The following is a 20,792-nucleotide window of genomic DNA, read 5'->3' on the forward strand; positions in this document are numbered from 1 at the left end:
GCGCGCATGACGTCTCCCGCTGTATTGCGTCCGCCCGCCACGCTGCTGCTCGCCTGGCGCCAATTGCTGCGGGACTGGCGCGCCGGCGAACTCCGCCTGCTGATGCTCGCCGTCGCGCTGGCCGTCGCGGCGCTGTGCGCGGTGGCTTTTCTATCGGACCGGCTCGATCAAGGCCTGCGCCGCGACGCCGCCCAGTTGCTCGGCGGTGATGCCGTCGTCGCCAGTGACCAGCCGACGCCTCAGGCCATCGTCGACCTCGCCGCCGAACTCAAGCTGACCACCGTGCGCAGCGCGGCCTTCCCGAGCATGGCGCGGGCCGACGAGCGCCAGGGCGGTGAGAGCCGGCTGGTGTCGGTCAAGGCGGTCAGCAGCGGCTACCCGCTGCGGGGCCGCATCCAGCTGCGCGAGAGCCTGCCGGCCCAGGGCGCGGCACCGGCCGCCGGCGAGGTCTGGGTGGACCCGGCCGTCGTCGACGGCCTCGGGCTCAAGCTCGGCGACTCGCTTCTGCTTGGGGACAGCCGGCTCAAGGTGAGCGCCCTCATCGAGACCGAGCCGGACCGTGGCGCCGGCTTCATCAACTTCGCGCCGCGCGTGATGTTGGGCGAGGCGGACCTGGCCGCTACTCATCTGGTGCAGCCGGCGAGCCGCATCACCTACCGCCTCGCGCTGGTGCCTGCGCCCGGCGCGGCGCCGGACGCGGTGAAGCGCTTCGTGGCGGGCGCCGAGAAGCTCATTGAGGCACAGAAGCTACGCGGCCTGCGGCTGGAGTCGCTGGAGTCCGGCCGGCCCGAGATGCGCCAGACACTCGACCGCGCGGCGCGCTTCCTGCGGCTGGTGGCGATGCTGTCCGCTTTGCTTGCGGCCGTGGCCGTGGCGCTGGCGGCGCGTGACTTTGCCTCGCGCCACCTGGATGCCTGCGCCATGCTGCGCGTGCTGGGCCAGCCGCAGCGGCGCATCGCCTGGGCCTACGGGCTGGAATTCCTGATTGCCGGGCTGGTCGCCAGCGTGGCCGGCGTGCTGATCGGTCTGGCGCTGCACCAGGTCTTCGTGTCGCTGTTGGCTGGCCTCATCAACGTGGCGCTGCCGGCGCCCAGCATCTGGCCCGCCCTGCTCGGCCTGGGCCTGGGTCTGTCGCTGCTGCTCGGCTTCGGCCTGCCACCCGTGTTGCAACTGGCCGCCGTGCCGCCGCTGCGCGTCATCCGCCGCGACCTGGGGGCGCCCAAGGCCAGCTCGCTGCTGGTGCTCGGCGCGGGCGTGGCAGGGCTGGCGGCCATCCTCGTCGTGCTGGCGGGCGATTTCGTGCTGGGCGCCATCGCGGCGGCGGGCTTTGCCGGTGCGGTGCTGGTGTTCGCGCTGCTGGCCTGGGGCGCCGTGAAGCTGCTGCGCCGCATCGTGCCCACCAATGTGAGTGGCGCGGGCGTGCCGCGCTGGCTGCTGCTGGCCACGCGCCAGGTGGCGGCGCGGCCCGGGTTCGCGGTCATGCAGGTGTCGTCTCTGGCCGTGGGGCTGCTGGCGCTGGCACTGCTGGTACTGCTGCGCACCGACCTCATCGACAGCTGGCGCCGCGCCACGCCGGCCGCAGCACCCGACCGCTTCGTCATCAACATCCAGCCCGACCAGGGCGAGGCCTTCCGCAAGATGCTGACCGACGCCGGCATCGCGAAATTCGACTGGTATCCCATGATCCGAGGGCGCCTGACGACGATCAACAACGAGACCGTCCAGGGCAAGCGCTTCACCGAAGACCGGGCCCAGCGCCTGGCCGAGCGCGAGTTCAACCTCAGCCACACGGCCGAGCTGCCGGAGCACAACCAGATCGTGGCCGGCCGATGGGGCGCTGCCGCGCCCGGTGAGCTGGGCATGAGCGTCGAGGAAGGCCTGGCCAAGACGCTGAACCTGAAGCTCGGCGACACCCTCGCCTTCGACATCGCCGGCCAGCCGGCCCAGGGCCGCGTCACCAGCCTGCGCAAGGTGGACTGGTCGTCGATGCGGGTGAACTTCTTCGTGCTGTTCGAGAAGGCCGAGCTGCCCGAGCTGCCGGCCACGCAGATCGCTGCCTATCGAACACCGGGCACGCCGGCGGGTAGCAAGCTGGACCGCCAACTGGCGCGGCAGTTCCCCAACCTGACGGTCATCGACGTGTCGGCCCAGCTCAACCAGGTGCAAGGCGTGCTGGACCAGGTCATCCAGGCCGTGCAGTTCCTGTTCGGCTTCACGCTGGCGACCGGCCTCGTCGTGCTGCTGGCGGCCGTGGGCAGCACCCGGGAGGCACGCACGCGCGAGTTCGGGCTGATGCGGGCCCTGGGCGCGCCGTCGTCGCTGCTGGCCCAGGTGCAGCGCGCCGAGCTGCTGGGCGTGGGCGCGCTGGCGGGCTTCCTGGCCGGCAGCGTGGCGCTGGTGCTGGCAGCGCTGCTGGCGCGCTTCGTGTTCGAGTTTGACTGGCAGATCAAGCCCTGGGTGCCGCTGGTGAGCGCCGCCTGCGGCGCGCTGCTGGCCTGGAGCGCCGGTTGGTGGAGCCTGCGCGGCGTGCTGCAGCGGCCCGTGATGCAGACGCTGCGAGAGGCGCAGGCGGAATGAAGCCGATGGGTGCCCGCGACATCGGCCGCTATCTGGCGCTGTCCGCGGGCATCACGGGCGTTTACTACCTGCTGGGCCGACTGGGCCTGCTGATGGTGCTGCCGCCCTACCAGCTGTCGCCCATGTACCCGGCCGCCGGCTGGGGCCTGGCGGTGCTGCTGGTGCTGGGGCTGCGCTACCTGCCGGCGGTGGCGCTGGGCTCCTTTGTCGTGCAGGCGACGATGCTGGGCAGCGATGCGCTGCCGCTGGCGGCGGGCATCGGCTGCGGCGCGGCAGCGCAGGCGGCCGCCGGCACGCTGTTGATGCGGCGCTGGTGCGGCCGGCCGCTGGTGCTGGCCTCGCCGCGCGAAGTGGCCGGCTATCTCGCGGCGGCCACACTGGCCGGCGTCGTCAGCCCGACTTGCGCGACGCTGCTGCTGAACGCCGCCGATGTCATCACCGCGCCGCTGATGGGGCAGGTCTGGACGATCTGGTGGACGGGCGACCTGATGGGCGTGCTCATCGCCACGCCCATCACGCTGGCCCTCATCGGCCAACCACGCTCGGCCTGGGCCACCCGGCGCCTCAGCGTCGGCCTGCCCATGCTGCTGACGACGCTGCTGGTCGGCATGGGCGTGGCGGCAACGATGGCGTGGGACCGGCAACGCAACCGCTCCGACTTCACACGCGACGCGACCAATGCCGCCCAGGCGCTGGCCGGCCGGCTGCGCGAGCCGCTGCTGACGCTGGAAGGCGTGCATGGCCTCGTCAAGGTCAAGCCGCGACCGACGCGCGAGGAGTTCGCGCGGGCAACCAGTGGCCTGTTGACCGAGGACAGCCCGCTGCTTGCGCTGGGCCTGACGCTGCGCGTGCCGCGTGCCGATGTCGAGCGCTTCAACGCGGCGGCGGCGGCAGACAACTTCCCCAGCCGCTTCCAGGCCCGCGATCGCAAGCGCGCCGGCGACGTGACCCCGCCGCCGGATGAAGACATGATGGTCATCCGCCTCATCGAGCCGCTGTCGCGCAATGGCACCGCACTGGGCGTCAATGTGCGCACCATCCCCAGCGCGCGCGCGGCCATCGACCAGGCCGTGAGCCAGGGGCGCGCGATTGCATCGGCGGGTTTCCAGCTGTCGCAGGACGGTGAAGGCGCCGTCGGCGTCGTCGTCTACCAGCCCCTCTACCGGCGCCATGTCGCGCCAGGCGAGCCGTCGGTGGACGGGGTCGTCTTCGCCACGCTGCGGCCGGACCTGCTGTTGTCGCGCCTGGCCGCCGGCTGGCCCGAGCACCTCGGCGCCTGCCTGGTTGACCTGGAGCCCGGCGCCGTCCACCCGCGCCTGGGCGGGCGGCCCGGCTGCGAGGCCGTACAGCGCGGTGACAACGCCGACCTGCCCCTGGTCACCATGCCGCTGGACTTCGGCGGCCGGCACTGGGAGGTGCGCGTCTACGACCTGCCCGGCATGGCGCAGGCGCCCGGCCGCAGCTGGGCCTTCGCGCTGGTGGGCCTGCTGGCGACGGCCATGGTGGGCGCCCTGCTGCTGCTGATGTCGGGCCGCACCCAGCACGTCGAGGCGCTCGTCCGGGAAAGGACCGCGGCGCTGGAGCGCGAGATTGCCGGCCGCGCCGAGGGAGAACACGCGCTGAACCAGAGCGAGCAGCGCTTTCACAGCATCTTCGAGACGGCGCCGATAGGCATCGTCTTCACCGACCTGAACGGCGGCTTCCAGGACGTCAACGCCTACTTCTGCAACCTGGTCGGCGTCCCAGCCGAGGCGCTGGCCGGCCGTCGCGCCATTGATGTGACCCATGCCGATGACCGCCGCGAGGACATCCGCCTGGCGAGCCGGCTGATGCGCGGCGAGATCCCCTTCTACCGGCGCCTGAAGCGTTATGTGCGGCCGGACGGCAGCGTCGTCCATGCGCGCGTGCTGGTCAGCCTGCTGCGCGGCGCCGACGGCCGGCCGCACCGGCTGGTGGGCATCATTGAGGACATCACCGACCAGCTGCGCATCGAGGAGCTGGACCGCGCCCGCGAGGCCGCCGTGGCTGCCAACCAGGCCAAGAACGAATTCCTGTCGCGCATGAGCCATGAGCTCCGCACGCCGATGAACGCCATCCTCGGCTTCACGCAGCTGATGCAGATGGACGCCAGTGAACCGCTGTCGTCGACCCAGCGCACACGGGCGCAGCAGATCGCCCAGGCGGGCTGGCATTTGCTGGAAATGATCAACGACACGCTGGACCTGTCGCGCATCGAGGCCGGCTCGCTGCCCCTGGAGCCCACCGTGCTGGAGCTGGCGCCGCTGCTGGCCCGCGCGCTGGCCCTGGTGCAGCAGAACGCCGCCGAGCGCGGCCTGGCCATCAGCCAGCGCCTGGACCCGGCCGCGCTGCACGTGATGGGCGACCCGACGCGCGTGACCCAGGTGCTGACCAACCTGCTGAGCAACGCCGTCAAGTACAACCGCGTTGGCGGCAGCGTCAGCGTCGCGTCCTCCAGCCCTGAGCCCGGCTGGGTGGAGGTGGCGGTGCGCGACACGGGCCTGGGCATGACCGATGTGCAGCGCGCCGCCCTCTTCCAGCCGTTCAACCGCCTGGGCCGCGAGCGCAGCGGCCTGCCCGGCACCGGCATAGGCCTGGTCATCAGCCAGCGCCTGGCCGAGATGATGGGCGGCAGTCTGCGCGCCGAAGGTTTGGGTCCCGACGAGGGTCCCGGCGCCTGCTTTGTGCTGAGGCTACCCGCCGGAAGCGCACCGGCGCCCGCCAGCGTCGAAGCTGGTCAGGGCGAACCCGCTCCCCCTCAGACAGGCCCGCACCGGCGGGTGCTCTATGTCGAGGACAACCCGCTGAATGCCGAAGTCATGCGCGGCATCCTGGAGCAACGCCCCGGCGTCGAGCTGGAGGTGGCGCCAACCGTAGAGTCCGGCCTGCGCGCCCTGCACGAGCGCCCGCCGGCCCTGCTGCTACTGGACTGGCAGTTGCCCGACGGTGACGGCCTGACGCTGCTGAAGCGGCTGCGCGAGCTGGGCAGCACGCCGCCGCCCGTCGTCGTCGTGTCGGCCAATGCCCAGCCCGAGCAGATCGCGCTGGCGCAGACGGCCGGCGCCGGGCACTACCTCACCAAGCCGCTGGACGTGCGTGAGCTGCTGGCCCTCGTCGATGAATTGTTGGCACCGCCCACAACCCCGCAGCGTGCAGAATGAGGCGCCGGTCACTCTCCAAGCGCAGCAAACAATGAGCTCCACCGAACTCGTCCCCAGCACCGGCGCCCAAGCCGGGCAGGCTCTGGCCCGCAGCGACGGTCGCCAGTTCCTGACTTTCCGCATCAGCGAGGAGGAATACGGCATCGACATCCTGCGCGTGCAGGAGATCCGCTCCTATGAAGCCCCCACCCGCGTGGCCAACGCGCCGTCCTTCATCAAGGGCGTCGTCAACCTGCGCGGCGTCATCGTGCCCATCCTGGACCTGCGCATCCGGCTCGGGCAGCCCAGCGAGTACAACGCCTTCACCGTCGTCATCGTCCTGAATGTGGGTGGCCGGGTCGTCGGCATCGTCGTCGACTCGGTCTCCGACGTGCTGGCGCTGACCGCCGACGACATCAAGCCGCGCCCCGAAGTGCCCGCGGCGCTGGACGCCCGTTTCATCACCGGCCTGGGCAAGCTCGGCGAGCGCATGCTCATCCTGCTGGATATCGAGGCCATGATCAAAAGCCCCGATCTCGGCCTGGTCGACTGAGGCAAGCTCCAAGCAAGTTAGCGGTTACCCACTGTTTCTGCCTTAGAAACACAGCGTTCCAGCTGATACCTCCTGGCTTTTAGCACTCTGATGTTGGGAGTGCTAATATCTTTGCACCGTCGCATTTCACGCGGCGGTTAGCTAGGAATTGAGACGATGTCTGCCTCTTCTGCCATTGCCGTTCGCAGCCCCTGGGCCATGGTGCCCTCGCTGGGCAATCTCGACGCCTACATTTCCGCCGTCAACCGCCTGCCGCTGCTGACGGCCGAGGAAGAGTCTTCCGCCGCGCGCAGCCTGCGAGACAAAGGCGACGTGGAAGCCGCTGGCCGCATGGTGCTGTCGCATCTGCGTCTGGTGGTGTCCATCTCGCGCCAGTACGTTGGCTACGGGCTGCCCCAGGGTGACCTGATCCAGGAAGGCAACGTTGGCCTGATGAAGGCGGTCAAGCGCTTCGACCCCGACCAGGGCGTGCGCCTGGTGAGCTACGCCATGCACTGGATCAAGGCCGAGATGCATGAGTACATCCTGAAGAACTGGCGCATGGTCAAGGTCGCCACGACCAAGGCCCAGCGCAAGCTGTTCTTCAACCTGCGCTCGATGAAGCACACCATGAAGGCGGATCAGGCAGACGGCCAGACCCACCGCAACACGCTGAGCGAGGCGGAGATTGCGCACGTCGCCAGCACGCTGAACGTCAAGCGCGAAGAAGTGCTGGAGATGCAGACGCGCATGTCCGGCGGCGACGTCGCGCTGGAGCCGCTGACGGACGACGAAGGCGAGAGCTTCGCGCCCATCGCCTACCTGGCCGACGACAGCAGCGAGCCGACGCGTGTCATCGAAGCGCGCTCGCGCGACGAACTGGCCGGCAGCGGCATCCACCGCGCGCTGGACGTGCTGGACCCGCGCAGCCGCCGCATCGTCGAGGAACGCTGGCTGAAGGTGAACGACGACTCGTCCGGCGGCATGACGCTGCACGACCTGGCGGCCGAGTACGGCGTGTCGGCCGAGCGCATCCGCCAGATCGAGGTGGCGGCGATGAAGAAGATGAAGAAGGCGTTGACCGAAGCCGCCTGAGCTTCTTCTGCGCTCGAAAAGCAAAGGCCCCTCTCGGGGCCTTTGTCACTTCTTGGCCTGGGCTTCGGCCAGCAGCAGCTTGATGTCGTCGGCCAGCGGCTGGGCGCCGGCGCCGTAGCGCACGTAGACGCGCACACGGCCTTCGGTGTCGAGGATGAAGCTGGCTGCCGTGTGGTCCATCGTGTAGGTCTCAGGCGTCTTGCCGGGTACCTTGGCGTAGAAGACCTTGAACTCCTTGGCGGCCGCCTTGGTCTGCTCCTCGCTGCCGCGCAGGCCGACGAAGCTGGGGTCGAAGCTGCCGAGGTAGGCCTTCAACAGAGCCGCCGTGTCGCGTTCCGGGTCGACGGTGACGAAAATACCCTGCACCTTCTCGCCGTCGGCGCCGAGGGACTTCTTGACCTCGGCGACTTCCATCATCGTCGTCGGGCAGACGTCGGGGCATTGCGTGTAGCCGAAGAAGATCACCAGCACCTTGCCCTTGAAGTCGGCCAGCGAGCGGGCGCGGCCGTCCTGGTCGGTCAGGTTGAGCTGCCTGGCGTACTCGGCACCGGTCAGGTCGATGCCCTTGAAGGCCGGCTTGTCGGAGGTGGCCTTCTGGCAGCCCGCCAGCGCGAGAGCGGCCAGCGCGGTGACGGCGAAACGGCGTGTGCTCATGCGATGTAGTGGTCGATCAAGAGGGCCGCGAACAGCAGCGACAGATGCCAGATGGAGAACCAAAAGGTCCGCCGCGCGAGCATCTCCGAATACGAGCGCCAGAGCCGGAAGGCATAGCCGCAAAAGCCCATGCCAAGCACAACAGCACTGACGAGGTAGAACCAGCCGCTCATGCCGGTCAGGAAGGGCAGCAGCGTGGCGGCGAACAGCACCCAGGTGTAGAGCAGGATCTGCAGGCGGGTGTAGTCGTTGCCGTGCGTGACGGGCAGCATCGGCAGGCCGGCGCGGGCGTAGTCCTCCGCGCGGTACAGCGCCAGCGCCCAGAAGTGCGGCGGCGTCCACAGGAAGATGATGAGGCAGAGCAGCCAGGGCTCCGGGCCGAGGTCGCCGCGCAGCGCAGCCCAGCCCAGCACCGGCGGCATGGCGCCCGACGCGCCACCGATGACGATGTTCTGCGGCGTCATCGGCTTGAGGATGACGGTGTAGATGACGGCGTAGCCGATGAAGGTGGCGAAGGTCAGCCACATCGTCAGGACATTGACGTAAAAGCCCAGCAGCGCCATGCCGGCCGCGCACAGCAGGCCGGAGAACGCCAGGGTCTGCGTGCGGCTGAGCTCGCCCTTGGCCGTGGCGCGCCAGGCGGTGCGCTTCATGCGCGCGTCGATGCCGTCCTCGATGAGGCAATTGAACGCGGCGGCGGCGCCGGCCACGAGCCAGATGCCGGCGACGGCGGCCAGCATGGTCAGCGCCTGAGACAGGTCGGGCAGGCCGGGCACGGCCAGGGCCATGCCGATAGCGGCGCAAAAGACGATGAGCTGGACGACGCGCGGCTTGGTCAGCTGATAGAACTGCTGCCAGCGCGGGCTGTGCATGAGGGCGCTGGCGGTGGACGTGGAAGCCATGGTCAACGATTGGCGCGAAGTCGCGCGAGCAAGGTGGTGAGCAGGGCAAGCAGCACGGCAGCGCCCCCGGTATGGGCCAGGGCCGCGACGATGGGCCAGTCGAGCACAACATTCGACAGGCCCGAGGCGAGCTGCCAGCCGGCGCCGGCGAGCAGCCAGCGCGACCAGGCAGGCGCCGGCCGCCGCAGGGTCCATGCCAGCGCCAAGATGGCCGCGAAAACGACGCCCGCGCCGATGCGGTGGGCCATGTGGATGGCGGCCAGCGCTTCGAAGCTGAGGAGGCCGCCGTCGGCGCGCTCGCCAAGCTCGCGCCAGAGCTGGAAGCCCTGGGCGAAGTCCAGCGCTGGCCACCACTGGCCGTTGTGGCAGGTCGGAAATTCGTTGCAGGCGAGCACGGCGTAGTTGGTGCTGACCCAGCCGCCCAGGCCGACCTGGACGATTGCCAGCACGAGCATGGCCAGCACGGCGTGCCGCAGCGGCCCAGGCACGGCGAGCGGGCGGGGCTCGTAGGCCTCGTGTTGCCAGGCCAGCAACATCAACAGGCCGATGCCGAACAGCAGATGCAACGTGACGATGGCCGGGAAGAGCTTCATCGTCACGGTGAGCGCACCGAACGCGCCTTGCACGCAGACCCAGACCAGCGTCAGCGTCGGCAGCCAGGGCGACGGCGCCCGTTCACCGCCATGGCGCTTGAGGCGCCAGCTGAGTGCGGCCATGACGAGGATGAGCAGGCCCACGCCGCTGGCGAGGTAGCGGTGCGTCATCTCTATCCAGGCCTTGCCATGCGTGACGGGGCCGGTAGGCATGGCGGTCTGCGCGGCCTCGATGTGCTCGCGCGCGCCGGCCGGGCTGGCCGAGCTGTAGCAGCCAGGCCAGTCGGGGCAGCCCAGGCCGGAATCGCTCAGGCGTGTGAAGGCGCCGAAGACGATGAGGTCGAAGGTCAGGAACAGCGTCAGCGCGGTGAGTGCTCGCAGGCGGCCGGCCGGGGTGCTGGACCGCGAGCGTTGACGCCACCACAGCAGCGGCCCGATGGCGACGGCGCCGCCAATCGCGGCGACCTGGCCGAGTGGAATCAGGCTGTCCATCATCGGCCTGCGGTATCCCAGCTGGCGCTGGCCTTCAGCAGCTTGTTGAGGTCGGCCTGAAGCTTCTTGGGCTCGGGCTCGGCCGGCGCGCGCTCCATCCAGCGGTTCATCGGGTCGATGACGAAGAAGTGGTCGGCGAGACTGCGGCCCTCGGCGGGCTTGAGCCAGGCTTCCAGCCGCTCGGCCGGCACGCGCAGCACGGTGACCTCGGCGCCCTTCTGCTTCACCGCGGCGAGCACCTCCGGGCGCGGCATGCCGGTGTCGGGGATCAGCCAGAGCTTGTCCACGCGCGGGCGCTCCTTGCCCAGCATCTCGCGCAGCTGGCGCTGCACGAAGAGCTGGCGTTCGCAGGCGGCCGGGCAGTCCGAGCCGTGCACGACGGTGAGCAGCCACTGGCCGCGCAGCGAGGCGGGCGTGACGGCGCGGCCTTCCAGGTCTGTCAGCGGCAGATCGGCAGGCATGTCGACGGCCGGGGCAATCAACTCGCCATACGCTGAGCCGCTTGGCTTGACGACATAGAAGGTGAAGTAGGACGCCACGACCGGTGCCGCGCACATGGCCAGCACCAGCAGCATCTTCCAACGGCCGGCACGCTGCTGTGGCACGGCCCGCGGGTCGGGCAGGCTGTGCACAGCAAAGCTCACGGGTTCAGGAGGGTTGGCGGCGGAGCCGGGGGCGGACAAGTTGGAACCAGACATAGAGGACGAGGATCAACGCGCAGAGCGAGAACCATTGAAAGGCGTAGCCGTAGTGTTTGTGAAGGCCGAGTTCCGGTGCCGGCCAGTGACGCAGCAGGCCATCGTCGGTTCCGGCGGCGCCTTCAGTCTGGACCACGGTCAGTGGCAGCAGCTTCAGTCCCGCTTCGATACCGAAGGCCGCAGGGTTCAGATTCTGCCGGATCGCCCCGGCCGAACCTTCGCCCAGCTCATAAAGCCGCGAGGGCGATGCGGCCAGGCGGCCGACCACTTCGACCTCGCCTGCCGGCGTCGTCAGCGGCGGCAGGCGGCTGCGCTCGGCCGCATGACGCGGCGCCCAGCCCCGCTGCACGAGCACGGCTTCTGCGCGGCCGGCCAGACGCAGCGGCGTCACGACGAAGAAGCCGACGCGGCCGTCCATGGGGCGGTTGTCCAGCCAGACGGTGTGCTCGGGCAGCCATGTGCCGCGCAGCGCGACGCGGCGGTGGAGTTGGGCGTCCCCAGCCAGGTCGGCGTTGCCGAGGGCGGGCCGCTGCGCTTGTGCGTCCAGGGCGGCCTGCATGCTGAGCTTCTGCGCGGCGCGGTCGAGTTGCCAGACACCCAGGCGAGCGGTCAACGCGGCGCTCAGCAGAGCCGCAACCAACACCAGCCAACCCCGCCCCGTCAACATGGCGAGACCTCGGACGGATAATCCGCAGCCATGAAATTCGTGATCCTGATCGCCTTCATCGGCATCCTCGGCGCGCTGGCGGCCGCCGGCTTCTTCATGCTGCGCAAGGGTCGCGGCGACAGGCGCAGCCCGAACATGGCGCGCGCACTGGCCGTTCGCGTCGGTGTGTCGGTGGCGCTGTTCCTCATCGTCCTGTTCAGCTGGTGGATGGGCTGGATACAGCCGACCGGCTTGCCCCTGAGTCGTTGAAGTTCAATGAAAAAGCGCCGCATTTGCGGCGCTTTGTATTTCAGCGCCTGAGCGCTCTACATCCAGTAGACGACGATGTACAGGCCCAGCCAGACGACGTCCACGAAGTGCCAGTACCAGGCGGCGCCTTCGAAGCCGAAGTGGCGGTCGGCCGTGAAGTGGCCCTTGTGCAGACGGATGGTGATGAACAGCAGCATCAGCATGCCCACGAAGACGTGGAAGCCGTGGAAGCCGGTCAGCATGAAGAAGGTGGAGCCGAACACGCCGGAGCTGAGCTTGAGGTTCAGGTCCTTGTAGGCATGGGCGTATTCGAAGCCCTGCACGAACAGGAAGATCACGCCGAGCAGCACCGTCATCCACATGAAGGCGATGGTCTTGGCGCGGTTGCCGGCGATCAGCGCGTGGTGGGCAATGGTCAGCGTGACGCCCGAGGTCAGCAGCAGCGCCGTGTTGACGGTCGGCAGCGGCCAGGGGCCGATGGTCGAGAAGGGTTCGACGGTGCCGCCGGGCGCAGCGGTGAAGCCGGCGGCGGTGCTCGGCCAGATGGCCTTGAAGTCGGGCCACAGCAGGCTGTTCTCCAGGCTGCCCAGCACCGGCACCGAGTACACGCGTGCCCAGTACAGCGCGCCGAAGAAGGCGGCGAAGAACATCACCTCCGAGAAGATGAACCAGCCCATGCTCCAGCGGAAGGAGACGTCGATGCGATCGCTGTAGAGGCCGCCCTCGCTCTCGCCGATGGCTTCACGGAACCACTGCTGCAGCACGAAGGCCCAGAACAGCAGGCCGCCGAACAGCGAGTACATGCCCCAGCCATGGCCGTTGATCCATTGGCCAGCGCCCAGGATGACGAAGAACAGGCCGATGGCGGCCATCACCGGGTGCCGTGAGGGCGCCGGGACGAAGTAGTACGGGGTCTTGCCCGGGGTAGTCGCTGCCGACATGTTGTTCTCCTAGTACTCGCTCGTTCTGAACTCTGTTGCGACCGCCGCCGTCAGGCGCCGGCCACGCCACTGCTGATGACCCAACGGACCAGCAGCACCAGCACCAATACAAACAGGGCTGCGCCAAGCACGCCCGCAATCACCACATGCACCGGGTTGAGCCTGGCCATGTCGTTCTCATGATCCCTGCCCCGGCGCACGCCGAAAAAACTCCAGGCCACGGCCGAGATCGTCTGGCGCAGCGAGGCCTTGCGGCCCACCGCGTCCTTGAAATCCTGGCCCGGCTTCGTCACAGCGCAGCCTCTGCACCCTGGGCTGCCTTGCCGACCTTGACCCCACCCTTGCCCGCCACCTCGAAGAAGGTATAGGACAGGGTGATGGTCTTCACATCCTTGGGCAGCTTGGGGTCGATGACGAACACGACCGGCCACTGCTTGCTCTCACCCGGCTGCAACGTGTACTCGTTGAAGCAGAAGCATTCCAGCTTGTTGAAATGCGCACTCGCCTGCATGGGCGCGTAGCTCGGGATCGCCTGCGCGGCCATGGTGCGGTCCTGCTTGTTGCGGAACTCGTACATGACCTGGCTCAACTCGCCCGGGTGCACCGTCATGTGCCGCACCGCAGGCTTGAAGTCCCAGGGGCCGCGCGCATTGGCGTCGAACTCGACCGTGATCTCCCGGCTGTAGTCGACCTGGCCATTGCCGTTGGCGAGACCCTTGTCCGCAGACATCACCTGGCGTTCAGCCAGCGACAGCACGTTGATGCCCAGCGCCTTGCAGATCGCGTCGTAGAAGTACACGAGCGAATAGCTGAAGCCGAACATCAACGTGACGATGAACAGCAGCTTCTTCAGAAGCTGGCGGTTGTCACGATGCAGGGCCGCTAGGAAGTTCATGTCAATGCGCCAGCAGCACCATCTTGGCGATGAAGCCGACGCCGAAGGTCAGCGCAATCGTCAGCAGGATGAGACCCAGCCGGCGATTGCTCTTGCGCTGTTCGGGCGTCATCGCGTTCAGGCAATGATCTTGGTCGCCGAGGCGTCCAGCTTGGGCGGGTTCTCGAAGGTGTGGAACGGAGCCGGCGACGGCACTTCCCACTCCAGGCCTTCGGCGGCTTCCCACGGCTTCTGAGCGGCCTTCTCACCCTTCCCGCGCATCATCGGCACGACGATGAACAGGAAGAAGTAGACCTGCATCAGGCCGAACCAGAAGGCGCCGACCGACGCGATGGCGTTGAAGTCGGTGAACTGCATCGGATAGTCGGCATAACGACGCGGCATGCCGGCCAGACCCAGGAAGTGCATCGGGAAGAAGGTCACGTTGAACGCAATCAGCGAGCCCCAGAAGTGGATCTTTCCGCGCGTCTCGGAGTACATGACACCGGTCCACTTCGGGCCCCAGTAGTACACGCCGGCGAACAGCGCATACAGCGAGCCTGCCACCAGCACGTAATGGAAGTGGGCCACGACGTAGTAGGTGTCCTGCAGCTGGATGTCGACCGGCGCCATGGCCAGGATCAGGCCGGTGAAGCCGCCCATGGTGAACACGAAGATGAAGCCGACGGCAAACAGCATCGGCGTCTCGAAGGTCATCGACCCGCGCCACATCGTCGCCAGCCAGTTGAAGATCTTCACGCCCGTGGGCACCGCGATCAGCATGGTCGCGTACATGAAGAACAGCTGGCCCGTCACCGGCATGCCGGTGGTGAACATGTGGTGGGCCCAGACGATGAACGACAGGATGGCGATGGAGGCCGTCGCATACACCATGGAGGCATAGCCGAACAGACGCTTGCGGGCGAAGGCCGGCACGATCTGGCTGACGATGCCGAAAGCCGGCAAGATCATGATGTAGACCTCGGGGTGGCCGAAGAACCAGAAGATGTGCTGGTACATCACCGGGTCGCCGCCGCCCGCAGGGTTGAAGAAGGCGGTGCCGAAATGGCGGTCGGTCAGCGTCATCGTGATGGCGCCGGCCAGCACGGGCATGACGGCGATCAGCAGGTAGGCTGTGATCAGCCAGGTCCACGCGAACATCGGCATCTTCATCAGCGTCATGCCGGGGGCGCGCATGTTGAGGATGGTGACGATGATGTTGATGGAGCCCATGATGGACGAGGCGCCCATGATGTGCATCGCGAAGATGCCGGCGTCCATCGACGGGCCCATCTGCAGCGTGAGCGGCGCGTACAGCGTCCAGCCGGCGGCGGGGGCGCCGCCGGGCATGAAGAAGCTGCCCACCAGCATGAGGGCCGCGGGGATCAGCAGCCAGAAGCTGAAGTTGTTCATCCGCGCGAAGGCCATGTCACCCGCGCCGATCTGCAGCGGGATCATCCAGTTCGCGAAGCCCACGAAGGCCGGCATGATGGCGCCGAACACCATGATCAGACCGTGCATGGTCGTGAACTGGTTGAACAGCTCGGGGTTGAAGAACTGCAGTCCCGGCTGGAAGAGTTCTGCGCGGATGCACAGCGCCAGGATGCCGCCGACCATCAGCATCGCGAACGAGAACAGCAGGTACAGCGTGCCGATGTCCTTGTGGTTGGTCGCGAACACCCAGCGGCGCCAGCCGTGGGGTGCATGGTGGTCGTCGTGGTGGTCGTGGGCATGGCCGTCGTGGCCGCCGTGAACGCCGTGGGGGGGGAGCACTGCACTCATGTGATTTCCTCTGATTCGGCGTTCGTCTTACTTGCGGGCTGCCAGCACTTCGGCCGGCTGCACGGTCTGGCCCGTCTTGTTGGACCAGCTGTTCTTCGTGTACGTGATGACGGCCGCGATGTCGGTGTCGCTCAGCTGCTTCCAGGCCGGCATGCCCTTGTCGAGGATGCCGTTGAGCAGGATGGCAATCTGCTTGGACTTGTCGGCGTCCAGCACCACCGGCGACTTGTCGAGCGGCTTGACGGGGCCTGCGCCGCTGCCGTCCGCCTTGTGGCAGGCCGCGCAATTGGCGGTGTAGACCTTCTCGCCGCGGGCGATCAGCGCCGCCTGCTCCCAGACCTTGCTCGGATCATCGGCCTTGGCGGCGGCTTCCTTCTGCTTGGCCGTGACCCAGGCGGTGTAATCCTCGGCGGACACGACCTTCACGTGGATGGGCATGTAGGCGTGTTCCTTGCCGCACAGCTCGGCGCACTGGCCATAGAAGTCACCGAGCTTCTCGGCCTTGAACCAGGTGTCGCGCACGAAGCCGGGGATGGCATCCTGCTTGACGCCGAAGGCCGGCACCATCCAGGCGTGGATGACGTCGTTGGCCGTGGTGATGATGCGGATCTTCTTGTCCACCGGCACGACCAGCGGGTTGTCGACCTTCAGCAGGTAGTCGTCGACCGGCGCTGGCTTGCCGGAGTCGGACTGCTCGCGCTGGGCGGTGTCGAGCGTGGCCAGGAAGCCGATGCCCTCGCCCTCGCCCTTCAGGTAGTCGTAGCCCCATTTCCACTGGTAGCCGGTGGCCTTGATGGTCACGTCGGCGTTGGTCGTGTCCTTCATGGCAACGACGACCTTGGTGGCCGGCAGGGCCATGCCGATGACGATCAGCAGAGGCACCACGGTCCAGGCGATCTCGACGGCCACGCTTTCGTGGAAGTTGGCCGAGACCGCACCCTTGGATTTGCGGTGCTTGAAGATCGAATAGAACATGACGCCGAACACGGCGACGAAGATGACCACGCAGACGATCAACACGAAGTTGTGCAGCCACATCTGGTCGTGCGCGATGCGCGTGACCGGCTCGTGCAGATTGAGCTGATTGACGCCCGGGCCGCCTTTGAGGTCATTCACCGCGAGGGCCGAACCCGTGGCCAGGGCGGCCGTCGCCGCCGCAGCGGCCCGGTAGGCCCAGCCGCGTGAGGCGCTGTGCACTCGTGCGTTCATCATCGTCATGGTTGTCACTTGGTTCTTTGAAGAGCAGGACTTGCTTGTCCATCCCAAACTGAGGAATGGGCCGGACTTGGCGCTGCAAGATCCGCGGATTGGGCCGGGTTTTGCCCGTAGCCCTCTAAGCGGCCCGGGATTTTAGCCCGAGGTGCCCGGGTGCTCGGCGCAGGCCGGCCCCCGGGAATCACCTAGCGATCAGCCTTCGGCCCGCCCCTTGCGCAGCGTGGCGCGCATGGCGTCGACCGAGACATGGGTTTCTGCTGCCATCGTCAGCCTCGGCGCAGCCTTGAAGGCATGGCCGAATACCAGCTCCAGCGTCAGGCCCAGCCGCCCATCGGCGCCACGCAGGCTTTCCAGTTGCGCGACGAGTCCGGCCCGCCACTTGCGACCACGCAGGCCCTGGAAGCGCGCCGGGGCGAGGTTGCCGCCCAGGGCGCGCAGGTCGGTCAGCAGGGCTTCGGGGCTGGCCCATGTCAGGCGCAGCCGCTCCTGGTCCATCACCGGGTCGGCAAAGCCGGCCTTCAGCACCAGGTCGCCAATGTCGTGCATGTCCCACCAGTCCGGCGCCGGCCGGCCCCAGCCGTTGCGGGCGTAGAGCGGGCGCAGTTCGACGAAGCTGTCCGGGCCCAGGCAGGAAAACATGACGAAGCCACCCACAGCCAGGCTCGCCTGCCATGCGCTCAACTGCTCGGGCAGGTTGGCGCTGGCATGCAAGGCCATGTTGGACCACAGCAGCTCGACATCGGGCTTCACAGGCAAGGCGTCAACCTGGCCGGAGCCCGTGCCGCGCAGCTTCTGCCACCAGCCGAGGGAGCGCGCTGCGGCCGCGCGCCTGGCCAGCGACGCGTCCGCTTCGTGCCAGAGCATCTCTGCCTTGGGGTAGGTGAGACGCAGCACTTCGGTGCTGGCGCCCAGCGCGGGCGACGCATCCAGCAGGCGGTCCGGCTGCAGTTTGATGAAGGGCAGGCGCTCGGCCATGCGGCGCGCTGCCTCGGCATGGAGCCAGGGCGCCTCGGCGGCTTTGGCGAGACGGCGGGCATGGTGACGCAGCGCAGCCTCATCCAGGTCCTGAGGCCGCGGCCCCTTGTTTGAAGTAGGGGCCGGGACGGAATCACTCATGGGCCGGTCAGTATATTGAGCCGATGCTGCCAGCGCCCAAACCGGCACTCGTCGAGAAGGTCCTGATGCGCTGCGCCGGCCAGTGCGCCGTCTGCCGCGCCTGGAGCCACCAGACCATTTGCGAGCACTGCCTGGCCCTCTACGCCCGGCCGCAGCCGCGCTGCTGGACTTGCGCGGCCAAGCTGCCGCTTGCACTGACCGACAGGCCGCGGCCGCAGTGTGGCCGCTGCCTCGTCGACGCCCCACCGCTGGACCGCACGGTGGCTGCGCTGGACTACCGCTTCCCGTGGGACGGCCTGTTGCAGCACTTCAAGTACCACCAGGCCCTGGAGCTGCGCGAGAGCCTGCTGGAGCGGCTGAACTCCGCACTCGGTGCGGCCGACGTCAACACGCCGGACTGGCTGCTGCCGGTGCCCCTGTCCGTCGAGCGGCTGCGCGAGCGTGGCTACAACCAGGCGCACGAACTGGCCAAGGCGCTGGCGCGGCGGCGCGGCCTGCGCTGCGAGCCCGACATGCTGCTGCGCGTGCGCCACAACGAGCGCCAGGCAGGCCTCAAGCTGGAGGCACGCGCGGCCAATGTGCGCGGTGTCTTCGCCGTCGAGCCGCTGAAGACGACCCGGCTGCAAGGCGCCAGCGTCGCCGTGCTGGACGACGTGATGACCAGCGGCGCCACGCTGTTCGAGCTGGCCCGCGTGCTGCTGCAGGCGGGCGCGATGAGCGTGCGGGCCTGGGTCATTTCAAGGACGCCGGAGCCTGGCGACGAGTAGCTGCGCGGGATACTCCCGCCCCATGTTCCACATCGTCCTCGTCAACCCCGAGATCCCGCCCAACACGGGCAACGTGATCCGGCTTGCGGCCAACACCGGTTGCACGCTGCACCTCATCGAGCCGCTGGGCTTTTCGATGGAAGACAAGCTGCTGCAGCGCGCCGGCCTGGACTATCACGAGTACGCCCGCGTTCAGCGCCACGCCGACTGGGCCGCGTTTCTGACTGCCGAGTCGCCCGACCCGGCGCGGATGTTCGCCTTCACGACACGCGGCAGCCGGCCGTTCAGCGAAGTGGCCTGGCAGCCGGGCGACTGGTTCGTCTTCGGCAGTGAGACCGCCGGCCTGCCGCCCGCGCTGCGGGACGGCTTTGCGCTCGAACAGCGCGTCAGGCTGCCGATGCGGGAAGGTCAGCGCAGCCTCAATCTGAGCAACAGCGTCGCCGTCGCCGTGTTTGAAGCCTGGCGCCAGAACGGCTACGCAGGCGGGGGCTGACTACTCAGCCCGCGCGTCCCGGCTCATCAACCGCTCGACCGCCTCGCCGACCGGCAGTCGGCCTTCCAGCAAGGCCACCATGCCTTCGGTGATCGGCATCTCGACACCCGCCTCGCGCGCCCGCGCCAGCACCGTTGGCGCGCTGTAGACGCCCTCGGCGACATGGCCCAGGCGGGCCAGGATTTCCGGCAGCGCCAGGCCCTCGGCCAGCATCAGGCCGACACGCCGGTTGCGCGACAGGTCGCCCGTCGCCGTCAGCACCAGGTCGCCCAGGCCGGACAGTCCCATGAAGGTCTCGACCTTGGCACCCAGCGCCACGCCCAGCCGCAGCATCTCGGCCAAGCCGCGCGTGATCAGCGCGGCGCGGGCATTCAGACCGGGCCCGTCGGGCGCCGCAGCTGACAGCCCATCGCAGATACCCACGGCAATGGCCATCACGTTCTTGACCGCGCCGCCCACCTCCACGCCCACCGGGTCGCTGGAGGTGTAGACGCGCAAGCGCTCGCCGTGGAAGGCATCGACGGCGGCCTGCGCCAGTTCGGCGTTCTCGCTGGCGGCGACGAGCGCCGTCGGCCTGCCGGCGGCTACTTCCTGCGCAAAGCTTGGCCCCGACAGCACGCCGACATGCATGGCCGGCTGCAGCTCGCGAGCGATCTCGTGGCCCAGCCGACCCGTGCCGGCTTCGAAGCCCTTGCACAGCCACAGCACGCGCTGGGTGGACGGCAGCGCCGCCAGGGTTTCGCGCAGTCCGGACATGGGCGTCGCAATGATGGTCAGGCCCTCGGCGGCGTGGGCGATTGCCGCACTCCGGTCAGCCGTCAATCCGAGGGCGGCGGGCAGGTCGCTATCTGGCAGATAGGTGGCGTTGCGGCGGCTGGCGCGCATCTGCGCCATGGCCTCGGCGTCCCGGCCCCACAGGCTCACGTCATGGCCGGCCCGCGCGGCCTGGATGGCCAGGGCCGTGCCCCAGGCGCCGGCACCGAGAACGCTGATCTTCATCGTCGTCATGCGCGAGAGTTTCACCCAAGTAAAACGCCCCGCACTTGGCGGGGCGTCGTATCAGCTCAGGTGAATCAGTTGACCGCTTGGCCGCCTTGCGCGGCGCGCTGCGCCTGCTGGGCTTCGAACATGGCCTGGAAGTTCACTTCCGTCAGCAGCACGGGCGGGAAGCCGGCGCGGGTGCAGACGTCCGACACGATGGCGCGCAGATAGGGGTAGACCATCTGCGGGCAGACGATGCCCAGGATGCCTTCGACCTGATCCTGGGGCACGTTGCGGATCTCGAAGATGCCGGCCTGCTTGGCTTCCACCAGGAACAGCGTCTTGTCGCCCACCTTGGTGTTGACGGTGGCAGTGACGGTGACTTCGAAGATGCCGTCGGTGACGTTCTCGGCCGACAGCGTCAGGTTGATGTCGACCTGGGGCTGCGATTGCTCCAGCAGGATGTGCGGCGCATTGGGTTGCTCAAGCGACAGATCCTTCAGATACATGCGCTGGATCTGGAACACGGGGGTGCCTTCGGCGGCAGCTTGGATCTCGTCGGCCATGGAACTCTTCTTTCGAACGAAGCGTCAAACAAAAGCCCGCAGGCGGCGCGCTGCGGGCGGTGATGAATTATGGGTGAGGCCTCGTGAGAGGCCCCACGCGGGAATGCGGGGACTTGCCCGGGCTTGAAATCAGGCGGCCTGGAGCAAGGGCTCCAGCCGACCCTGCTGGTCCAGTGCGACAAGGTCGTCGCACCCCCCGACATGGGTGTCGCCGATGAAGATCTGCGGCACCGTGCGGCGGCCGGTCATCTGGATCATCGCGTCCCGCTCGGCGGGATTCAGGTCGACGCGGATCTCCTGGATCTCCTCCACGCCGCGCCGCTTCAGCAGCATCTTGGCGCGGATGCAGAACGGGCAGATCAGCGTCGTGTACATCTTGACTTGGGCCATGGTCCGTCTCCTGGGTAGCTAAAGCGGCTTTACGCCGTTTTGGCGAAACC

Annotated in this window: 22 protein-coding genes; 7 read left to right on the forward strand and 15 right to left on the reverse strand. The window is 68.1% G+C overall.

Features of this window, described 5'->3' with window-relative positions; all coding sequences use genetic code 11:
* Positions 1-6: 6 nt before the first annotated feature.
* The 4 genes from AC0IZJ_RS06945 to rpoH all read left to right on the forward strand — a co-directional run bounded on the left by AC0IZJ_RS06945 (position 7) and on the right by rpoH (position 7,362).
* Positions 7-2,577 carry an ABC transporter permease gene (locus AC0IZJ_RS06945; protein WP_471848026.1) on the forward strand — a complete coding sequence of 857 codons (2,571 nt, stop codon included), beginning with the start codon at positions 7-9 and terminating at the stop codon, positions 2,575-2,577.
* 5 nt (positions 2,578-2,582) lie between these two features.
* Positions 2,583-5,756 (forward strand): CHASE domain-containing protein, encoded by a 3,174-nt coding sequence (locus AC0IZJ_RS06950; RefSeq protein WP_471848028.1) that lies wholly within the window; start codon positions 2,583-2,585, stop codon positions 5,754-5,756.
* A gap of 31 nt (positions 5,757-5,787) precedes the next feature.
* A complete protein-coding gene (locus tag AC0IZJ_RS06955; RefSeq protein WP_471848030.1) occupies positions 5,788-6,288 on the forward strand; it encodes a chemotaxis protein CheW in 501 nt (166 codons plus the stop codon).
* 156 nt (positions 6,289-6,444) lie between these two features.
* Positions 6,445-7,362 (forward strand): RNA polymerase sigma factor RpoH, encoded by a 918-nt coding sequence (gene rpoH / locus AC0IZJ_RS06960; RefSeq protein ID WP_471848032.1) that lies wholly within the window; start codon positions 6,445-6,447, stop codon positions 7,360-7,362.
* Between the two features lie 45 nt (positions 7,363-7,407).
* Here the strand turns inward: rpoH and AC0IZJ_RS06965 are convergent, their stop codons facing one another.
* The 5 genes from AC0IZJ_RS06965 to AC0IZJ_RS06985 are packed head-to-tail and all read right to left on the reverse strand — an operon-like array spanning position 7,408 to position 11,368.
* Positions 7,408-8,016, reverse strand: coding sequence for an SCO family protein (locus AC0IZJ_RS06965; RefSeq protein WP_471848034.1), 609 nt, complete (start codon positions 8,014-8,016; stop codon positions 7,408-7,410).
* Positions 8,013-8,918: a heme o synthase gene (gene cyoE, locus AC0IZJ_RS06970; RefSeq protein WP_471848035.1), complete on the reverse strand. Its 906-nt coding sequence runs from the start codon at positions 8,916-8,918 to the stop codon at positions 8,013-8,015. Before cyoE ends, AC0IZJ_RS06965 begins: the two co-directional genes overlap by 4 nt.
* A 2-nt stretch (positions 8,919-8,920) precedes the next feature.
* Positions 8,921-10,003, reverse strand: coding sequence for a COX15/CtaA family protein (locus AC0IZJ_RS06975; protein ID WP_471848037.1), 1,083 nt, complete (start codon positions 10,001-10,003; stop codon positions 8,921-8,923).
* Entirely contained in the window at positions 10,003-10,647 is a 645-nt protein-coding gene (locus AC0IZJ_RS06980; protein ID WP_471848039.1) for an SCO family protein, read from the reverse strand. Before AC0IZJ_RS06980 ends, AC0IZJ_RS06975 begins: the two co-directional genes overlap by 1 nt.
* A 4-nt stretch (positions 10,648-10,651) precedes the next feature.
* Positions 10,652-11,368 (reverse strand): SURF1 family protein, encoded by a 717-nt coding sequence (locus AC0IZJ_RS06985; RefSeq protein ID WP_471848041.1) that lies wholly within the window; start codon positions 11,366-11,368, stop codon positions 10,652-10,654.
* 30 nt (positions 11,369-11,398) lie between these two features.
* Here AC0IZJ_RS06985 and AC0IZJ_RS06990 point away from each other — a divergent pair, with 30 nt between their 5' ends.
* Positions 11,399-11,617, forward strand: coding sequence for a DUF2909 domain-containing protein (locus AC0IZJ_RS06990; protein WP_471848043.1), 219 nt, complete (start codon positions 11,399-11,401; stop codon positions 11,615-11,617).
* A gap of 56 nt (positions 11,618-11,673) precedes the next feature.
* Here AC0IZJ_RS06990 and AC0IZJ_RS06995 read toward each other — a convergent pair whose 3' ends face one another.
* The 7 genes from AC0IZJ_RS06995 to AC0IZJ_RS07025 form a co-directional block, all read right to left on the reverse strand.
* On the reverse strand, positions 11,674-12,558 hold the full coding sequence (locus AC0IZJ_RS06995; RefSeq protein ID WP_471848045.1) for a cytochrome c oxidase subunit 3: 885 nt from the start codon (positions 12,556-12,558) through the stop codon (positions 11,674-11,676).
* 50 nt (positions 12,559-12,608) lie between these two features.
* A complete protein-coding gene (locus AC0IZJ_RS07000) occupies positions 12,609-12,851 on the reverse strand; it encodes a DUF2970 domain-containing protein (protein ID WP_471848046.1) in 243 nt (80 codons plus the stop codon).
* Complete coding sequence (locus AC0IZJ_RS07005; protein WP_471848048.1) at positions 12,848-13,453, reverse strand: cytochrome c oxidase assembly protein; 606 nt, start codon at positions 13,451-13,453, stop codon at positions 12,848-12,850. The genes AC0IZJ_RS07000 and AC0IZJ_RS07005 overlap by 4 nt, the downstream gene beginning before the upstream one ends.
* Position 13,454: 1 nt before the next feature.
* Positions 13,455-13,565 carry a cytochrome oxidase small assembly protein gene (locus tag AC0IZJ_RS07010; protein WP_471848050.1) on the reverse strand — a complete coding sequence of 37 codons (111 nt, stop codon included), beginning with the start codon at positions 13,563-13,565 and terminating at the stop codon, positions 13,455-13,457.
* A gap of 5 nt (positions 13,566-13,570) precedes the next feature.
* Positions 13,571-15,214, reverse strand: coding sequence for a cytochrome c oxidase subunit I (gene ctaD / locus AC0IZJ_RS07015; RefSeq protein WP_471848052.1), 1,644 nt, complete (start codon positions 15,212-15,214; stop codon positions 13,571-13,573).
* A gap of 27 nt (positions 15,215-15,241) precedes the next feature.
* Positions 15,242-16,423 (reverse strand): cytochrome c oxidase subunit II, encoded by a 1,182-nt coding sequence (coxB, locus tag AC0IZJ_RS07020; protein WP_471848471.1) that lies wholly within the window; start codon positions 16,421-16,423, stop codon positions 15,242-15,244.
* A 198-nt stretch (positions 16,424-16,621) separates the two neighbouring features.
* Positions 16,622-17,545, reverse strand: a complete 924-nt coding sequence (locus AC0IZJ_RS07025) for a biotin synthase (protein ID WP_471848054.1) — start codon at positions 17,543-17,545, stop codon at positions 16,622-16,624.
* A 23-nt stretch (positions 17,546-17,568) separates the two neighbouring features.
* On the opposite strand from AC0IZJ_RS07025, the gene AC0IZJ_RS07030 reads away from it, so the two are divergent.
* Together AC0IZJ_RS07030 and trmL are read left to right on the forward strand one after the other, a co-directional pair.
* On the forward strand, positions 17,569-18,312 hold the full coding sequence (locus tag AC0IZJ_RS07030; protein ID WP_471848056.1) for a ComF family protein: 744 nt from the start codon (positions 17,569-17,571) through the stop codon (positions 18,310-18,312).
* 22 nt (positions 18,313-18,334) lie between these two features.
* Positions 18,335-18,805, forward strand: a complete 471-nt coding sequence (gene trmL / locus AC0IZJ_RS07035; protein WP_471848058.1) for a tRNA (uridine(34)/cytosine(34)/5-carboxymethylaminomethyluridine(34)-2'-O)-methyltransferase TrmL — start codon at positions 18,335-18,337, stop codon at positions 18,803-18,805.
* On the opposite strand, the gene AC0IZJ_RS07040 is transcribed toward trmL, so the two are convergent.
* The 3 genes from AC0IZJ_RS07040 to grxC all read right to left on the reverse strand — a co-directional run bounded on the left by AC0IZJ_RS07040 (position 18,806) and on the right by grxC (position 20,742).
* Complete coding sequence (locus AC0IZJ_RS07040) at positions 18,806-19,804, reverse strand: NAD(P)H-dependent glycerol-3-phosphate dehydrogenase (protein WP_471848060.1); 999 nt, start codon at positions 19,802-19,804, stop codon at positions 18,806-18,808.
* A 74-nt stretch (positions 19,805-19,878) separates the two neighbouring features.
* The gene (secB, locus tag AC0IZJ_RS07045; protein WP_457422429.1) at positions 19,879-20,352 is read right to left on the reverse strand and encodes a protein-export chaperone SecB; all 474 of its coding nucleotides are present in this window, start codon (positions 20,350-20,352) and stop codon (positions 19,879-19,881) included.
* Positions 20,353-20,481: 129 nt separating this feature from the next.
* A complete protein-coding gene (grxC, locus tag AC0IZJ_RS07050; protein WP_457422427.1) occupies positions 20,482-20,742 on the reverse strand; it encodes a glutaredoxin 3 in 261 nt (86 codons plus the stop codon).
* Positions 20,743-20,792: the final 50 nt, after the last annotated feature.

It is taken from the genome of Roseateles sp. AC306 (genome assembly GCF_979253795.1).

Bases quoted from the DNA above. Each gene is read 5' to 3' on its own strand.
- AC0IZJ_RS06990 (WP_471848043.1), top strand. From the start codon at position 11,399: ATGAAATTCGTGATCCTGATCGCCTTCATCGGCATCCTCGGCGCGCTG.
- AC0IZJ_RS06995 (WP_471848045.1), bottom strand. From the start codon at position 12,558: ATGTCGGCAGCGACTACCCCGGGCAAGACCCCGTACTACTTCGTCCCG.
- AC0IZJ_RS07005 (WP_471848048.1), bottom strand. From the start codon at position 13,453: ATGAACTTCCTAGCGGCCCTGCATCGTGACAACCGCCAGCTTCTGAAG.
- AC0IZJ_RS06955 (WP_471848030.1), top strand. From the start codon at position 5,788: ATGAGCTCCACCGAACTCGTCCCCAGCACCGGCGCCCAAGCCGGGCAG.
- trmL (WP_471848058.1), top strand. From the start codon at position 18,335: ATGTTCCACATCGTCCTCGTCAACCCCGAGATCCCGCCCAACACGGGC.
- AC0IZJ_RS06985 (WP_471848041.1), bottom strand. From the start codon at position 11,368: ATGTTGACGGGGCGGGGTTGGCTGGTGTTGGTTGCGGCTCTGCTGAGC.
- cyoE (WP_471848035.1), bottom strand. From the start codon at position 8,918: ATGGCTTCCACGTCCACCGCCAGCGCCCTCATGCACAGCCCGCGCTGG.
- rpoH (WP_471848032.1), top strand. From the start codon at position 6,445: ATGTCTGCCTCTTCTGCCATTGCCGTTCGCAGCCCCTGGGCCATGGTG.
- AC0IZJ_RS06950 (WP_471848028.1), top strand. From the start codon at position 2,583: ATGGGTGCCCGCGACATCGGCCGCTATCTGGCGCTGTCCGCGGGCATC.
- ctaD (WP_471848052.1), bottom strand. From the start codon at position 15,214: ATGAGTGCAGTGCTCCCCCCCCACGGCGTTCACGGCGGCCACGACGGC.
- AC0IZJ_RS07040 (WP_471848060.1), bottom strand. From the start codon at position 19,804: ATGAAGATCAGCGTTCTCGGTGCCGGCGCCTGGGGCACGGCCCTGGCC.
- AC0IZJ_RS06945 (WP_471848026.1), top strand. From the start codon at position 7: ATGACGTCTCCCGCTGTATTGCGTCCGCCCGCCACGCTGCTGCTCGCC.
- AC0IZJ_RS07025 (WP_471848054.1), bottom strand. From the start codon at position 17,545: ATGAGTGATTCCGTCCCGGCCCCTACTTCAAACAAGGGGCCGCGGCCT.
- grxC (WP_457422427.1), bottom strand. From the start codon at position 20,742: ATGGCCCAAGTCAAGATGTACACGACGCTGATCTGCCCGTTCTGCATC.
- AC0IZJ_RS07010 (WP_471848050.1), bottom strand. From the start codon at position 13,565: ATGACGCCCGAACAGCGCAAGAGCAATCGCCGGCTGGGTCTCATCCTG.
- AC0IZJ_RS06965 (WP_471848034.1), bottom strand. From the start codon at position 8,016: ATGAGCACACGCCGTTTCGCCGTCACCGCGCTGGCCGCTCTCGCGCTG.
- AC0IZJ_RS06975 (WP_471848037.1), bottom strand. From the start codon at position 10,003: ATGGACAGCCTGATTCCACTCGGCCAGGTCGCCGCGATTGGCGGCGCC.
- secB (WP_457422429.1), bottom strand. From the start codon at position 20,352: ATGGCCGACGAGATCCAAGCTGCCGCCGAAGGCACCCCCGTGTTCCAG.
- AC0IZJ_RS07030 (WP_471848056.1), top strand. From the start codon at position 17,569: ATGCTGCCAGCGCCCAAACCGGCACTCGTCGAGAAGGTCCTGATGCGC.
- coxB (WP_471848471.1), bottom strand. From the start codon at position 16,423: ATGAACGCACGAGTGCACAGCGCCTCACGCGGCTGGGCCTACCGGGCC.